The organism is Chitinophaga sp. YR573, from assembly GCF_900110995.1.
GTDB lineage: Bacteria > Bacteroidota > Bacteroidia > Chitinophagales > Chitinophagaceae > Chitinophaga.
The window spans coordinates 266,109-283,437 of record NZ_FOJF01000002.1 but is presented as its reverse complement, the minus strand read 5'-3'; the positions used below and the strand labels follow the sequence as shown (position 1 = coordinate 283,437).

Genomic DNA, 17,329 nt, shown 5'->3' with positions numbered 1-17,329 from the left:
GGCTTTTTTTATTTTGTCTGTATCTGAATCTCTCCCCCACTCTTAAATAAATCATGGGATACGAAATAACCATTGAGTCGCTTCCCATTTACATTTATTGCTGTCAGTGCCCTCCCCTTTCCTGGTTTAGTCAATGTAAGCAGTTTACCACTGTTGGTCTTCCATTTTACCTCATCAAAAAGAGGGACCGTCACCAGGTATGAAGGATCTGTTGCAGAATAGGTATATAAACCTAAAGAACTGAGCACATACCAGGCAGACATCTCCCCGGCATCATCCATTCCACAAAGAGCCAGACCATCATCCCCTATCCCATATAAACTATTCAGAATAGTATCTATAATCTTTTGTGATTTTTCCGGTTTGTTGATAAAGTAATAAGCAAAAGGAGCTTCATGATCGGGTTGGTTACCATGACAGTACTGGCCTATCATAGTCTCTACATTCCTGGCAATATAGGCAGGATTCCAGGGTATGGTAAAGAGCGAGTCCAGTTTGGATTCGAATCCTTTTGCACCACCATATAAAGCGATCAGTCCGGGCATATCATGCGGAGCAAAGAATGATACCTGCCAGGCATTGGCTTCCCTGTACATGTATTCGTAATAAGGGTATTGAGGATTGAAGTTTTTAATCCATTCACCGTTTTCTAACCGGCCTCTCATAAACCGCGTAGAAGGATCAAACATGTTTTTATAATTCTTTGATCTGGCCATTAATATGCTGTAGTTGGCGGTATCTCCCAGCTTTTTGGCTATCTGTGCAAGAGAGTAATCATCATAAGAATATTCCAGGGTTTTGGAAACACCTGCTTTTGCCTTCGTTTCTACATGAGGGTTAGCAATATCAGGATCTGAGATATAACCCTTCTCAATGTATTCTGCTATATAAGGACGGGCACCACCGGATACATTCGCATTCCTTAACAATATCTGGTAAGTGCCTTTTATATCAAAATTATCAATCCCTCTTAAATACGCTCCTGCTATAGAGGATGTGCCATGATCTCCGTGGAAGAATGTAGGAATGAAGCCTGTTTTATCACCCACATCCTTCATAGATTTAATTACATCCAATGTTACCTGTGGAGATATCAATCCTAATAAAACATCTTTATTACGATAGGTATCCCATAAAGAAGGTTCTGTATAATAGTTAAATCCATTCTTTACTACATTATGTTTTGCATCCGTGTATTCCATATTCACATCACTACGTAAGGCGGGCCACAGGAACGAACGGTAAAGGCAGGAATAAAACATCCGTTTTTGTTTCTCTGTTCCACCTTTTATCTGGATACGCGATAACAAGGCTTCCCATTTATCATTTGCTTCTTTACGGATTTCTGAAAACGATTTATTACCTATTTCTTTCTCCAGATTTTCTTTCGCATTTGCTGTACTTACAAATGAAATTCCTATTTCGAGTGTTACTGGTTTTACATCTCCATTTACCAGATGTACTACAGCAAAACCATCCTGCTTACCTTCTTTTGTCTTTTCCAGCTTTTCGACGTTTGTATTCAGTCGTGCATAGAAATAGATCTTCTCTCCTGCTTGCTGATAGCCCTGTAAAGCATTGCTTCCATCCTGCTCTATATTCCAGTTGGAAATATGGTTATTAGCTTTGGCGAGGTCAAAGAGTATTTGTCTGTTGGTATTGTTTTTATATTCATATTGATGATAACCGCATCTTAAGGTAGAAGTGAGGCTGACATTTACATTGTAATCTTCCAGGTATACCTGGTAAAAACCCGGGGCCGAGCTTTCTCTTTTATGACTAAACCTCGAACTAAATCCCTTACCCGGATCAGACACCGGCAGCACTGGAATATTACACAAATTCCAGTGCCCCTTATTCGTGTGTGTGAACCCATAAATGACTGTATCCTCATATTCATATCCTGCACCAGACCCGTATGCGGTAATCGGGCTCAGCTGCACCATGGCGTTAGGTAAAGAACTTCCGGGAAAGGTAAGACCAGCCCATGATCTCCAGCCATGAGGCAATTCATAACCAAGGATTTTAGGATCTGTAAGCGGAGCGGTACCAATAAACGTGTTTACATACTTTGTTTGTCCGTGGGAAAAACTAACGAGCAGCAACAACGGTACAAAGCATATGAGCTTTTTAATTTGATTATCCATTAACGTGAACTATTTTTTCAAATATAAAATCTTATAAATGGAAGTTTTTAAAAATTACATCAGCGGTGATATGATTATAAAAAGAAAGTAACTGATACCCCCTCTATATGTTTGCAGTAGACACTAAATAGGCTCCGTTAGGAGCCTCGTGTTTATAGAAAAACATATTAAACAACAAAACAAGACTCCGTTAGGAGTCCCCTATTATTTGTTATAATAGGGGACTCCTAACGGAGTCTATTATGTAGAATATAAATTGTGCTACAAACACGGGGCTCCTAACGGAGCCTTTTTAGTGTCTACTAATACTTTTGAGCTTTTGAGGCAGCCTGTTTCTTATTGAATAACTCCCAGTTCTGCTATACCAACATCAGTGGACGTATCATATGCAGGAATAACATCTACAGGTACAAAACGGAAATACCTGGCTGTAACAGGTGTCAATAAATCTACACGCTGTTCTACAGGGTTCGCTTTTATGTTAGAGAACTCTCCCTCTTTCTGTTCTTCCCAGGTCTTACCATTTTCACTGGTATAGAATTTATACTTGTTAATTAACCCTTTGGCAGGATAGTTTTTAGCAGGCAGATAAGTGAATGCGCGGATTTTGACATCATGTCCCATATCTACAGTGATACCATCCGGTGCCAGTTCCTGAAAGGCTTTCAGGGGCATCATTACATTAGTTTTGTCTTCATCGTCTATCACTTTTTCCAATTTCTTATTGGCGATAGTCCAGCCGGTCTTTACAATACCTAATGTCCTTGAGCCGGCATCACTGCGTCTGCCTTTATTGTTAAATGCTCTTGCTTTCACTACACCACCTTCCGGCAATGCGAATGGCTGAACATAATGAGCAGAAGAAAGTTCCGGATCAGTTCCATCTACTGTATAACGGATATCGAATACCTGCGGAGAGGTAGAGATAGAGACATTTCCTGACTTATCACGTTCAATAGCCGGTATTGTCAGCCTGGCGGGTTCTTTAAATAAAGCGATATCACTTAAACAGATACTGGCGGCTCCTTTAGTAATTCGTACACGCACTTTGGAAGTGGTGAGTAATTCATTGGACCTTATAAGACGACAACGTCCTATAGCGGTTCCTTTTTGAACGGTTACCCATTTACCACTTTCCCAGATATCAACGGCCCAGTCGTCTATTCGTTGTCCTAATTTGATATTCTCCCTTAAACGGATCACATTGAATGTGCTGGTCGTTTTCAGGTCCAGTTCGATGCTGCTGGCAGTCACATTATCTTTAGTTCCCCAGTAAGTGTAAGGATCATTATCCAATACATTTTCAGGGGCATATTCTTTTCCTGTATTTCGGATATCGTCTGCTTTCACGGTTGCACCCTCTGCATAGTTAACACTGTACATTTCTTCCAGTAATGCACCGAATTCTTTTAGTGAGCCTGCATCTATTTCATTTACCAGACCGCGTTGATCGGGTGGTACATTCAGCAACATACTTGTACCTACACCTACAGAAGCGAAATAATGGTCCATCAGTTGCTGCGGTGTTTTCACCTGGTTATCCTCGCTTTTATGATAGAACCATCCTGGCCTGATAGAGAAATTCGTTTCTGCCGGTATCCAGAACTTTCCATTACGGGTGCCATTTAATCCTTCTTCGTACTTTGAGAGTCCGGGAGCAGGAGTACTATTCCCATTTTCTCCATGTGGTGTATAAGTAGCCCAGCAGGGGTCTCCCGCAAAACCGCTTTCAGTACCTACCCAGCGTACATCCGGACCAACATCACTCATCACTACAGCACCTGGTTGCAGGTCTTTTTCCATTTGCCAGGTAACAGGCCAGTTATAATACGTGCTACGATCAATTTTACGGCTCTCACGGGCACCATCGTAATAACCGTCTCCTCCATTAGCACCATCGTGCCAGGTCTCGAATACGGGGCCGTATTGCGTTAATAACTCCCTGTACTGTTCACGGTAGATATTCACGTATTCCTGGGTACCGTAATTTTTGTTATTACGATCCCATGGGGAAAGATATACACCGAATTTCAGCCCTTCTTTTTTACAGGCATCAGCAAATTCTTTCACCATATCTCCTTTACCATTTTTCCATGGGCTTTGGCTGATATTATGTTCCGTAGTTTTAGTAGGCCATAAACAAAAACCATCATGGTGTTTACAGGTAAGGATCACTCCCGTTAATCCGGCAGATTTGATAGCAGCGACTATCTGATCTGCATCAAATGCAGAAGGGTTAAAGATAGCAGGATCTTCATCCCCATAACCCCATTCTTTATTTGTAAACGTGTTTACGGTAAAATGCACAAAAGCGTACATGTCCATTTCATGCCACCTCAGCTGCGCTTCATTAGGCAGTGCGCCATAAGGAGCCGGTGGAGCAATGTCATATGCTGTATTTTTTAAAGGTGTGGTTGTTTTACAACCGGATACCACCATTACAAGGGATATTGCAGTTATCCCGATTAGTTTCTTCATTACGACCTGTTTAATTTTGCATTCTCTATCTAAGCATGAGAGTACTAAAATAATGGATCCATCTTGTTTTTTTTGTTTTTATTGGGGGCTGATACAATATTTATAAAAACTGATAGAAAGTTAATGCTGTTTATAAATAAAGAAGCCGTATCAAAACAATTGATACGGCTTCTTTAATCTGATTAGTATTTATTCTACTACTACTTTCTTGCGAACACTACCTACTGAAATAATATAAATTCCTTTAGGCCATCTGGAAACATCTACTTGTGTAGTATTTCCATTCACTTTTGAGAAGTATGTCTGCTGTCCGTTCATGTTATAGATCCTTAAAACAGACTGCGGAGTCGTGCCTTTGTATTTAACAGTCAGTACATCCTTTGCCGGATTAGGCGATACAGTGATTGAAACCAGGTCGGTTAAACTTTCCTTAGCCGGGCTATATGCAATTTTGTTTGATAATGTAGTTGGATACACTTCAAATTCCCAGATGGAATAACCATATACCGTTGCTCTCGTTACTCCGTACATTCTTACATAACGGGCACTAACAGCGGTGAAGCTAAGATCTTCGGTACCACCGGTTCCTGCTGTCACGGTCTTTTGTGTAGTCCAGGTTGTGTTATCGGTAGATGTTTCTATGCGATAAGATGTCGCATAAGCAGCCTCCCATTTCAGGACAACCCTTGAGATAGTCTGCGCAGAGCCAAGGTCCACAGCTAACCATTCATTATCTGTGAAAGCAGAAGACCAGCGTGTGGTGGTAGCATCTCCGTCAAAAGCTTTCGCTGCTTCAAAACCGGCTTCTTCTACTGAAGAAGAACTGGCAGTTTTGCTGACAGCAATATTGGAAGATGTTTGTGCGGCTGTACCGTACACTTCTAATTCATAAATAGAATATCCATATGCGGTGCCTCTTGCAGTGGCATATATTCTTACATAACGACCGTTACCTGAAAGACCGGTATTATCATTTGTAAGTGCTGTATTACCTGTCACTGTTTTTATGGTAGTCCAGGTAGAAGCATCCGGTGAAGTTTGTACCAGGTAGTTTTTGCCATAAGCTGCTTCCCAGGTAATTTTCACCCTGTTGATAGCATACGTAGCGCCTAAGTCTACATAGATCCATTGTGGGTCTACTCCTTCAACGCTGGCCCAACGGGTGGTAGCGCTGCCATCAAATGCCAGGCTTGCAGGATAAGCAGATGTTTCCAGAGAAGAAGCAACACCGGTTTTATTCAATGCCAGGTTAGCAGATGTACCTACTGATGAAGTGGTAGCAGTTACTACTCCGGAATAAGCAGAATTACCAGTCGTATTTACAGCATACACCCTGTAAGAGTAAGCAGTGGCTGCTGTTAAACCCGTATTGGAATAACTGGTTGTATTGGCAGCTGTTGTAGCGAGGGCAGTCCAGCTGGTACCACCATTTGTAGAGTATTCAATCTTAAAATTATCTTCGTTGGAAGAGTTGTCTGTCCAGCTTAAGTTAATCTGACTGCTGGAAACTACCGTAGCTACCAGACCGGATGGAGCAGCAGGCGCTGTTGGTGTACTGGTAGAACCAGGTATCCACCAGTTACCGGAAATAGACAGCATACAAAGAAGACCGATCGCATCATTGTAAGAATCGCTGCCTGAAAGGGTCGTTAATTCTCCCCATCCTTTATTCAGGAAAGCCTGGTATTTGGTATCTACTGTTGCTGCAAGGGTAATAGGTGCCACAAAAGCCAGTTCACCTGCATCTGAGCCTAATTTGGTGCCGTTCAGATTATATCCGCCATTAAAGTTCTGAGGATCGCCGCTTGTAGGAGTTCCTGTAGCCCAGTCCAGCAGTTTTGTCATAGCAGCTTTAGCCTTCGTTGATCCGTAGTGCTGATAGCCCATTGCAATGCGCCATGGGTAACGGCAACCATTCCAGCTGTATTTGTCAGCATCATCTTCACCAGTACCTCCGCCGGCAGCATCCGGTACCGCAGGATCGTTCTTTGCAAAATCTGACACTAATCCGGTGCTTGCGCCGGGTTTTCCTGTTCCGGTGAGGTCATCTATGCAATTGTATACTTCGTTCTCTACATTGGTCCAGAAAGCATCGCCAGTCGCATTTTTATACGCGGTCATGTGATCAATCATCCAGTCTGATGAACGTGTGTTCAGCTGATTGCTGAAATCATCACCCAACAAAGTGCGATAGGTAGTTGCGCCTACTACACCTTTAGTACCTTTAAATGCATTGATAATACGTTTAGCTTCATTCAGGTAGGTAACAGAGGTTCCTGCCGGACCACCACCCCACTGGTAATGTGCCAGGATAAGTGAATAGGCGATATCAAAATCACCATCCGTAGCAGAACCTTCTCCACCCACCATAACAGATCCGTTTTTCTTGATCACCCACGACATGAAGTTGTTGTTACTGGTGGATCTGAAACGTGAATAGAGTTTGTACATGCCATCATAATAAGTCTTGGCATTGGCATCATAACCTGCCATCAATACCATTGTAATCATGGCATAACCATGTTGTTCCGAAACAGTAGCATCTGTAGAGGAAGAAGGATTCCCTTCTGCATACATATAATACTGATCTGTTGCGTCTGGACACTGTTTAAGATACTTAGATTTATAAGTATTGTAAAAAGTCTGGATGGCTGTATTCATTTGCGCCTGCGTGACATTGCTGGGCTTTATACATCCTGAAAAATTCACACCTTGTGGAAACGGCTTGTTCTGCGCATTGACAAGACCATACATCATAAAGAATAAAAGTGTGAGACTACATTTCAAATTTCTGATACGGGTTTTCATTTTTTCTTGGTTATTTTATTGAGTAAATGTTGAATATAGGCCAGGTTAGGGGCAGTAACATAACAGTGGGCGGTTAAGATAAAAATAAATACTGAATTTTCTGCGAATGAATATAAAAAACAATTAAGCGTCTTGATTCTCAATACTGTTTTATGGTAATCGGGGTTGTTGATACCAGTTAAAATCAATACTTATGGACGCTTTTAATTAAGACAAAAAAATCTTTCTTTTTTTTCAACAACATAATTTTGTCGAAACTTTTCATCTCATGAAGTACCTTCTTTTACTAGTTGCTATTCTTGCTGAAGTAACTGCCACCTCAGCGCTAAATGCCTCAAATGGTTTCACAAAACTGATTCCTTCTTCGATAGTTGTTGTTGGATATGGTGTAGCATTCTATTGTTTAAGTTTAACATTAAAAAGTATCCCACTGGGTATTGCTTATGCTATTTGGTCTGGCTTGGGAGTAGTATTAACAGCTATTGTGGGGTTATTATTATTTAAGCAGAAATTAGATGTAGCAGCGATAGCCGGCCTGTCATTAATTGTTATAGGCGTAATAGTGTTAAATGTTTTCTCTAAAAGTGCTGTTCATTAATTTATCCGGACAATCTTAAACTTTTTCGATACACTCTGTGTTAAGTGTTTTATCTCAATATAACCAGTAGCAATCAATTCCACGTAGATCAGCGGGACGCGTGACGTTTTAACGCCAGAATATTCTGTTACCTCAACCACCGGTTTTATGAAAAAACTGTTACCCCCTCTTTTCTTATTGTTAACGGTCTCATGCTTTGCACAGGATAGTATTATCCCGGGGAAATATTATGCGCAGATACAGAAGAAAACCCAAAAGGTGAATGACCTTATCCGGAAAAGAAGCCGGCAGTCTTTAAGCTGGTTCCTCAACCGTGAGCAACGCATGAAGGCCAGATTAATGAAGTCCGACCCCGCTGCTGCCCACCGGATCTTTGATAAAATACCAGCTATCGGGGCGATAAATCATAACTACAACAGTTACTTAGATACTTTACAGGTGGTTACTAAATTTCTATCATCCTCTAAAGAACTACAGCAGCGTGTAAAACAATTAGAAGCGTCCATAGGGGAATCAGAACAGGTAAGCGCTTATCTTAATCAACGACAGCAGGTATTAAAAGAGCAGTTGTCGCAGTATACCGCATTCAGTAAAGACCTGCAACAACTCAGTAAACAGGCCTGGTATTATAAGGAACAGGTCCGGGAGTACACTTCCATCATTCAGGATAGAGATAAGATGGAAGCCAAAGTAATGGCGTTATTGCGAAAATCAACTGCCTTCCAGAACTTCTTCAGCAAATACTCCGTCCTGGCTGGTCTGCTTAATATTAACACTACACAAAGCCTGGAAGGATTACAAACCCGCAGCCAGGTAGAACAGCTGGTACAACAGCGGCTTGGGGATGGTCCTGATGCCCGGCAGGCTGTTGCTCAACAGGTTAACCAGGCGAGGGATCAGTTTAAGCAGTTAAAAGACAAATTTCCTTTTCTTGATAATGCAGCAGAAATGCCGGATTTCAAGCCCAATCCGATGAAAACAAAACGTTTTCTCCAAAGGATAGAATTGGGTGGTAATACCCAGTTCCAGAGGGCGAATAACTGGTATCCTACTATCGGAGATCTCGCATTGCAGGCAGCCTACAAATTCACTGATAAAACCCATGCCGGTATAGGCCTCGCTTATAAACTTGGGATGGGCTCACTTAACCGGATGGCCTTTTCCAGTCAGGGTACCGGGATCAGGTCATTTGTCGACTACCGTATTAAAAAAGCGTTTTCTCTGAACGGTGGTATGGAAATGAATTATTATACAGCCTTCTCTCATATCGAACAACTCAAAAACTGGAATGGCTGGCAGAAAAGCGCTTTAATGGGTATACAATATACCTATAAAGTAAGTCCTAAATTAAAGGGTACACTTACTGTGCTATATGATTTCCTCGCAAGACAACAAGCCCCTTTTTCAGAACCCGTAAAGATCCGCTTCGGTTACTCCAAATAAATCTAAGTCATGCTATTGTATAACTCCCGTATTCCCGTATTGTTATTACTCCTGTTAACAAGTACTTCTATCCATGCCCAACAGAAACTGCCTCAGATCATTACGCGATCGCCGGATATTGTCAGTATTGAAACCCCTGCATCAGAAAATGATGTAAGCATACCACTGGCTGATCTTCACATTGGTTCTTTTGCATTACCTATCAGTATCAGTTATCATAAAAATGGTTTAAAAGTAGATGAAATACCCTCTTCCGTGGGTGATGGATGGTCATTACAATATGGTGGCATGATCTCTTTCCAGCAAAATGGACTAAATGATTTTAATACATCGGGCCTCTTCAATGGCGGGGTCTCTTCTCCTTCCATGACTAATCTGAAATTGTTTTTAAAAGGACATATGAATACGGGGCAACGATTGAGCTACCTGGAACAGGTAGTAAATGGTAATGCAGATGCGGAATTTGACCAGTATCATTATACTTTTCCAGGTAGGTCTGGTATGTATTACTATGATACGCTGATGAATGCAGTAACAGTACCGAAAACGGATCTAAAGATCTTCCGGCAGGCGAATGAAATACGTATTCTGGACAATGAAAATAATAACTATTATTTCGGAGCGACTGAGCATGCCAGTAGTACCGATTCATCAGCAGAAAAATACCGACCCGACTTTAATGATATTTCCGCCTATTATTTATCAAAAATTGTCACTAAAGAAAACAGAACTATTTTATTCAGGTATAAAAGTTATAGCTATACAGTAACTAAAAATAAGTCTGTCATTCATTTTAATTCTACCTGTAGCACTGATAATAGTGTATCCGCTTATACCCGTACAGAACAGATCAATTATCTGTTACCGGATTCCATCATTTTTGATCAGGGATTTGTAAAATTCTCTATCAGTACAACATTCAGGAAAGATATAAAAACAATACAAGCTGCAGCAGCAGTTCCTTCTATAACCGGGTTAATCATCGTTAGCGGGAATAACAATAAGATCAAGGAATTTTCTTTTATTCAGAGTTATTTCGATACCAATAAACGATTAAAATTATCCGGTATTCATGAGTTAAATGGCACCACCGTTGATAAGACATGGCAATTTAACTATTATCATGAATCTGCTATATTTCCTGCAATATTCTCCAGGGATCAGGACCACTGGGGATACTACAATGCTGCTAATAATGCCGGCCTGATCCCCAACATTGATTATTCACCCCTTATACCTGGCTGGAACAATCCGGTAGCCAGTTATGGGAATCGTTCTTCAGATACATTTGCTGTGTATGGTATGCTGCAGTCGATCATTTATCCTGCTGCTGGTAGTACTGCATTTCAATATGAACCCAATCAGCTGAGGGTTAGCGCTTACAGTGAACTAACAAATCTTTCTCCTTTTCTTACAGTACCGGGAGGTACACCGGTCCCCTATATCATTGGTGGTGTACGTGTGAAGACTATCATCATCAATGACAGTACAGGAACACCTTCACGTTACCGGAAATACGTGTATGCAGATAGTTTACATGCGGTGGCATTCCTGAATATTCCCCGTTATATCACAAACACCGGGGTTTGTCCTCCATGTGGTATACAATCAGTTATTTTCGATGAAAGCGTGGTCCCTTTTGACGGTAGCCCTGTCGTATATAGCCGCGTAACAGTATATGATTCCAGTGCAACAGGGAAATTGGGTAAAACCGAAAATGTTTATCTATTACCTCTGGATAAAACTGCAAGTCATGCTGATCCATATGTAGCACCTGTAAACACTTCCTGGTATACGGGTAAACTGCTGAATCAAAAAATCTATTCATCAACAGGTAACACCTATCAGTTAATACGGGAATACCGGCACACTTATACTACGCTGAATAAACAACAGATTACTACAGGATTCAAGACTAATTACGCAGTATATTGTGTGTCTGACTCATCCACTTACAACGTCTCCTTATCCACTTTGTTTTCTGACCGGTTTTACCTGCTGCAATCAAAAAAGATCGATTATCTACCTGCACAAAGTCTGACGAACCAGACCAATTATACGGCCAACGCCGCCACACATACATTGCCTACACTGGTTACACAATTAAACAGTAAGGCAGAAAAATTAAATGAACGCACTATTTATTCTTTTGATTACGATACAAGTACTATCAGTTCTGCAGAAGCAAGAGGCATCAGGAATTTGCGCAGACTGAATGTACTGGTACCCATAGAAAAGATTCAATACCGTACCATTGCGGGTATAGATTATGTAACCGGCGCTACATTAACTACCTATCGGGAAGACAGACCATTTCCTGATAAGACCTTTCAATTAAACCTGAATGAGCCTGTCCCCATGCTTTCTTATACAACGAGCTCTATCAGTACAGGCAATCTTGTAAAGGACAGCAGATACGAAACAACGACCACCTTTTCACGTTATGATAATAATAACAATCTTACACTGATGACACCTGTCAATGGCGTACGTGTTGCTTATTTATATGACTACCAGCAACTGTATAAGGTTGCAGAAGTATTGAATGCGACTTCCGATAGTGTTGCTTATACTTCATTTGAAACAGATCAACATGGTGGCTGGAATTATTCCGGGGTTCCGGTAACTGATCCAACTTCTCCCTCCGGGCAAAAATGTTATAACCTGGCTACAGGTGGCCTCTCATCCGTGTTTACAAACCACGGGGATATGTGCGTTCTTTCTTACTGGACAAAAAATGCAGTACCCTTTACTTTTATAGCAGAGTTTCCTTATACACCGTTGAAAGGAAGGACCATTAACGGATGGACTTTCTTCATACACTGGATTGCTACTTCACTTTCCGGGGGGGTAACATTCCCTTCCAGTGGGTACGTTGACGATATACGACTCTATCCGTCGAAAGCCCAAATAAAAACATATACCTATCAACCTCACACTGGTATCACAAGCACCTGTGATGAACGGGGTAATATCACCTATTACTCCTACGATGCAACCGGGCGATTAAAAATGGTGAGAGACGGAGATGGAAAAATACTGAAACTCATAGACTATCAATATGTAAAACCAATTACTCAATAACCATGCGTACATATCAATTTATCATATCGCTGTTATTGGTCTGTATAGGACAGATAACTGTTGCTCAGAATATACCTGTTACCGAAACACCCTATTCGCCGGTCGCGGTGCCATTACCACCCGCGTATCAGCGGTCCACGATCAGTTATATCCGCACCTTGCAGCCACATATGCCGGCAACGAATCCTGTTTTTATAAAAGCTCCTTCCACCACAGTGGCAGAAGTACAGGAAACGACTGAATACCTGGATGGATCAGGCAGGCGATTACAAATTGTAGAAAGGCGTAAAAGCCCTGCTGGCAGAGATCTGGTGACACCTGTTCTGTATGATGCATCTGGCAGAGAGTATTTTCAATACCTGCCGTATGCTTCTAACAGCAATGATGGCAAATTCAAAACTGATCCCTTTCAGGCACAGCAGGACTTCTATTCTAACCAGGCAGAGAACCCCGGTTTTAACAATGAAAGCTATTTCTTTTATCAGACTGACTTTGAAAATTCGCCTTTGAACCGTGTACAAAAAACTTATCTCCCGGGCAATGCATATACCAAAACAGACGGCAACAAACCCCGGCAATATCAATACCTCACCAATGCACTGAGCGACTCTGTACGGATCTGGCGTTTTACTACCGGAGACATCCTGCCTGTTGCCAGCCAGGTTTATCCGGCGGGCGTATTATACAAAAACGTTACCATTGATGAAGCAGGAACAAAATCGATCGAATACAAGGATATGGAAGGGCATGTTATCCTCAGCAAGGAACAAGCTGCTGAAACACCGGGAACAGAGCATACCGGCTGGGCCTGTACCTATTACACTTATGATAACCTGGACCATCTGCGGGTTATTATTCCACCGAAAGCAGTACAGGCCATTCAATCAGACTGGATCATTACACCCGATATTGCAGCAGGACTTTGTTTTATCTACCGCTATGACAGACGGGGCAGAGTGGTAGTATCCAAACAACCTGCCAGCGATTCTGTAGAGCAGATCTATGATATCCGTAACCGGTTAATCGTTTCAAGGACCGGTATTCTGAAGAACAGGAATATGTGGCAGGTGTATTATTATGATGAAATAAACAGAGAGCGTGCTACTGGTCTCTTTTTCAGTAGTGCAACACGCGATCAGATGCAAACCCTGATCAATTCTTCCCCATATAATCCCGCAGTATCTGTTCCTGGCTTAGATACAGTTCATGGGTTTACACCGCTGATACGCACCTGGTACGACAATTATTTTTTCATACCTGCTTATATTCCCTATTCAGCTGCCGATGCAGCCAAGGTAGATGCAGGAAGTAATCAATACGCAGAGCCCTTACCAACTGGCGTTGTTAATATGCCCATTGGACTTCCAACTATAAAAGTAACAACAGTCGCCGGTACCAACCGACAACTGGCGACTACATATTTCTATAATAATAAGGGCAGACCTACGCAAACCGCGGCCGATAATATCATGGGGGGCAGAGACTTTACCAGTTACCTCTTTAACTTTGATGGTAAACTGATCAGCACTTATCTCCATCAAACCAATCCTAAAAGTACAGTTACTCCTCAAACCACCTTGTTGACCATCTATCATTTTGATGCCTCAGGAAGACCTGATATGCTCACTAAAAAACTGAACGATAATCCATCATTACAACGGAATGTATCCACAATGGAATATGATGAGCTGGGGCAGATCAAAACAAAAAATCTGTATGTCAACGGTGCTTCTTTTCAAATAGAATCGCAGGTTTACCAGCATGATCTGCGTGGCCGTTTAACAGCTATTAATAAATCATTTGTCAATACCCCTAACAGTACCAGCAGTTGGTTTGGCCAGGAAATTTCCTATGAAACAGGCTTTACTAATCACTACTATAACGGGAATATAGCCGGTGTAAAATGGAAAGGAGGAACTGATGGCACTGCACGGGCATACGGTTATAATTACGACAGGATGAACCGTTTAATTACCGGCGAATTCAATCAACAGAATGATGGCAGCACCGCCTGGACACAAGACAAAATAAATTTCTCGCTGAAAAATCTCTCATATGATATCAATGGCAACATCCTGTCCATGAAACAATCAGGCATGAATGGAGTGAGCATCCAAACCATTGATAGTCTGCAATACAACTACCAGGGAAACAGCAACCGGCTAAGCTATGTAACTGATCTGGCAAATAACCCTCAAGGTACGCTTGGCGATTTCAGAGAGACTATCAATACCCCTACCCCCGATTACAGCTATGATCCTGATGGAAACATGGCTAAGGATAAAAACAAGGATATTGACAGTATCATTTATGATCAAAATAATCAGCCCTCTGTCGTTTTTCTGAAAAGAGGAATGATCTATATGCAGTACGATCCTCTCGGTCATCTTCTTTCGAAGATTATTATTGATACAAGCGCCCAACAGGGCAGTGTAAAAGTCATCGATTATGCAAGTGGTCTTGTATACGAACAGGATACATTACAGTTGATCTCACATGATGACGGGCAGATCCGTCCGGTTTACAGAACGGAACAACCTGTCAAATACTTCTTTGATGCTTTTGTAAAAGACTACCAGGGAAATGTGCGGAGTGTACTGGGAGCCAACCGTGATACGGCACAATATTTTGCTTCCATGGAAACGGCCCGGAGTGCAATAGAAAACGCTTTATTCAGCAATATTGATAATACACGAACAGCATTGCCTTCGGGATATCCCACTGATAATGCTACCAGTCCCAATGACTATGTTTCAAAGTTAAACGGAGTGGATGGTGCTAAAATCGGACCTTCTCTTGTGTTGCGGGTGATGAGAGGTGATACCATAGCAGCTATTACCAGAGCATTCTATAAGAGTACAGCAGTCAATACGTCCAGTAATACCCCTGCCAGCATGTTAGCTGCCCTCTTGCAGGTTTTTAGTACCGGAGGGCTCACCGCGGGAATACACTCTTCAAACGGCCCTAATTCACCCCTTGCAACAAGTTTCAGCAGCACAGATTATCAGCAGCTCCTGAACAAAAATCCGTTCGAGAATAGTCCTTTCCTGGCTAAAGCCTACCTGTCTTTTATCTTATTCGATGACCAGTTTAAAATAGTAGATGCCAATAGTGGTGTAAGACAGGTACATGGGTCGCCTGATGCCCTGCTTAACCTGGTGATAGAACAGATGCGCATCCAGAAATCCGGGTTCCTGTATATTTATCTGAGCAATGAATCAGCCGGAGACATGTATTTCGACAACCTCATTGTTCAGCATATATCAGGGCCACTATTGGAAGAGACGCATTATTATCCCTTTGGATTAACGATGACCGGTCTCAGCTCAATCGCGTTAAAAGGGCTGTTGTATCCTGAAAACAGATACCGTTACAGAAGCAGCGATCTGCATAGTAAGGAAATGAGACAGGGCCCTGGTTTGGATTGGTATAATGAGCATGACAGAATGTATGATGTTCAGATAGGCAGATGGTTTTCGGTGAAGCCATTAGCGGAACGGACATATAATCCTTACAGGTATATGTTCAATAATCCTACTTCTCCGTGATGTTATTCGTTGGATAAAGAACAAGGGTATGCTGTAATGTAATGACATCCCGTAACTGGCTACGCAGAGGACCTTTGATTGTTTCATTCAGTTGCTGTTGTCCCTGCTGGTATTCCTGTTCATCTTTATAGAATGTTATAGTCACCAGCAGGTTCTTGTCCTGAAATACCGGAAGTGCAGGAAAATCATTCTCTGCTAATTCGCTTATCCATAAAGTACAATCTGGTAACCCTGCATTCTTTCGAAGCGGGAGGTAGCTTGTGGTAAAGATTTCCAGGAGCTCCGGCAGTCTGGTATTGGAAATATAATAATCTATTATTGCCAAATGCTTTCCTGCTTGTAAAATATCTTGCGAAACCTGTACATTGTAAGGTTTCAGGAGATGAACATTATCATTATTAGCTAACATGGGATTGACAAGCCCCTTATGTTTCTTCCATTCCGGACCACCATAGAATGTCCGGAGAAAATTCCCACGTGAAGTCATGTCGGTAAATCCTCTTATCCAAAAGAAATGATCTGCTTCACCTTTGATCCTGTATTGTCCCAGCGGATAAGCACCTGATGCAATCTGAGGGGAAATCAGATTCTTTTCAAAGTAATCTATGAACGGCTCACACATCCCCGGATTTATGATATAATTCCTTAGTTCAATGAGACCAATTGACGTGTAATCTGGATTATTTTGCATAATGCAAAAGAAATGTATTGTTATATTTATAACAAGTACATACCAATTGGTGTACTACTTACTAAAAAGTATCTAAAGTGGTTTTCAGATAATTAAAACGCCCATTTATGGAAAAAAAGATTAGAAAAACTTATTGCCCGGTTGATTATGCTTTCCAACGGATCGGGGGTAAATACAAAGGTCGTATAATCTGGTCTCTCCGGGAAGGATGTTTAAGATATGGGGAACTTATCAGGGTGATAGAAGGGATATCTCCCAAGATGCTTACACAAACCCTGAAAGAGTTGGAAGAAGATAAGCTTGTGATCCGTATAGCATATCCTATAGTACCCCCTCACGTTGAATACAAACTATCTGAAACAGGAACGGGGTTGCTCCCGTTTATTGACCAGATGCGTATCTGGGGCGAGCAGCAAATGGAAGTGGCATGAATATAACCGGTGTTCAGAAGCGGACAGTTTTGTATTGAAAACGAACAAGCCAACTTGTATAATACAAATCTAATACATTGTAAATCAACCATATGATTATC

The 17,329-nt window shown here is 41.6% G+C and carries 9 protein-coding genes; 5 read left to right on the top strand and 4 right to left on the bottom strand.

Going from position 1 to position 17,329, the window contains the following annotated elements:
- Positions 1-8: 8 nt before the first annotated feature.
- From BMW86_RS21105 to BMW86_RS21095, 3 genes are all read right to left on the bottom strand, one after another.
- Positions 9-2,147 (bottom strand): GH92 family glycosyl hydrolase, encoded by a 2,139-nt coding sequence (locus BMW86_RS21105; protein WP_089783933.1) that lies wholly within the window; start codon positions 2,145-2,147, stop codon positions 9-11.
- A gap of 336 nt (positions 2,148-2,483) precedes the next feature.
- The gene (locus BMW86_RS21100; RefSeq protein WP_089783932.1) at positions 2,484-4,625 is read right to left on the bottom strand and encodes an alpha-L-fucosidase; all 2,142 of its coding nucleotides are present in this window, start codon (positions 4,623-4,625) and stop codon (positions 2,484-2,486) included.
- A gap of 189 nt (positions 4,626-4,814) precedes the next feature.
- Positions 4,815-7,433: a glycosyl hydrolase family 8 gene (locus tag BMW86_RS21095; RefSeq protein ID WP_089783931.1), complete on the bottom strand. Its 2,619-nt coding sequence runs from the start codon at positions 7,431-7,433 to the stop codon at positions 4,815-4,817.
- Between the two features lie 268 nt (positions 7,434-7,701).
- On the opposite strand from BMW86_RS21095, the gene BMW86_RS21090 reads away from it, so the two are divergent.
- The 4 genes from BMW86_RS21090 (at position 7,702) to BMW86_RS21075 (ending at position 16,106) form a co-directional block, all read left to right on the top strand.
- Positions 7,702-8,031 carry a DMT family transporter gene (locus BMW86_RS21090; RefSeq protein ID WP_089783930.1) on the top strand — a complete coding sequence of 110 codons (330 nt, stop codon included), beginning with the start codon at positions 7,702-7,704 and terminating at the stop codon, positions 8,029-8,031.
- Between the two features lie 147 nt (positions 8,032-8,178).
- Positions 8,179-9,474: a hypothetical protein gene (locus BMW86_RS21085; protein ID WP_089783929.1), complete on the top strand. Its 1,296-nt coding sequence runs from the start codon at positions 8,179-8,181 to the stop codon at positions 9,472-9,474.
- A gap of 9 nt (positions 9,475-9,483) precedes the next feature.
- Positions 9,484-12,558, top strand: coding sequence for an RHS repeat domain-containing protein (locus BMW86_RS21080; protein WP_089783928.1), 3,075 nt, complete (start codon positions 9,484-9,486; stop codon positions 12,556-12,558).
- 2 nt (positions 12,559-12,560) lie between these two features.
- Entirely contained in the window at positions 12,561-16,106 is a 3,546-nt protein-coding gene (locus BMW86_RS21075) for a DUF6443 domain-containing protein (RefSeq protein WP_089783927.1), read from the top strand.
- On the opposite strand, the gene BMW86_RS21070 is transcribed toward BMW86_RS21075, so the two are convergent.
- Entirely contained in the window at positions 16,093-16,797 is a 705-nt protein-coding gene (locus BMW86_RS21070) for an NIPSNAP family protein (protein WP_089783926.1), read from the bottom strand. The two genes, BMW86_RS21075 and BMW86_RS21070, sit on opposite strands and share 14 nt — an antisense overlap.
- 107 nt (positions 16,798-16,904) lie before the next feature.
- Here BMW86_RS21070 and BMW86_RS21065 point away from each other — a divergent pair, with 107 nt between their 5' ends.
- Positions 16,905-17,228: a winged helix-turn-helix transcriptional regulator gene (locus BMW86_RS21065; protein WP_089783925.1), complete on the top strand. Its 324-nt coding sequence runs from the start codon at positions 16,905-16,907 to the stop codon at positions 17,226-17,228.
- Positions 17,229-17,329 lie beyond the last annotated feature (101 nt).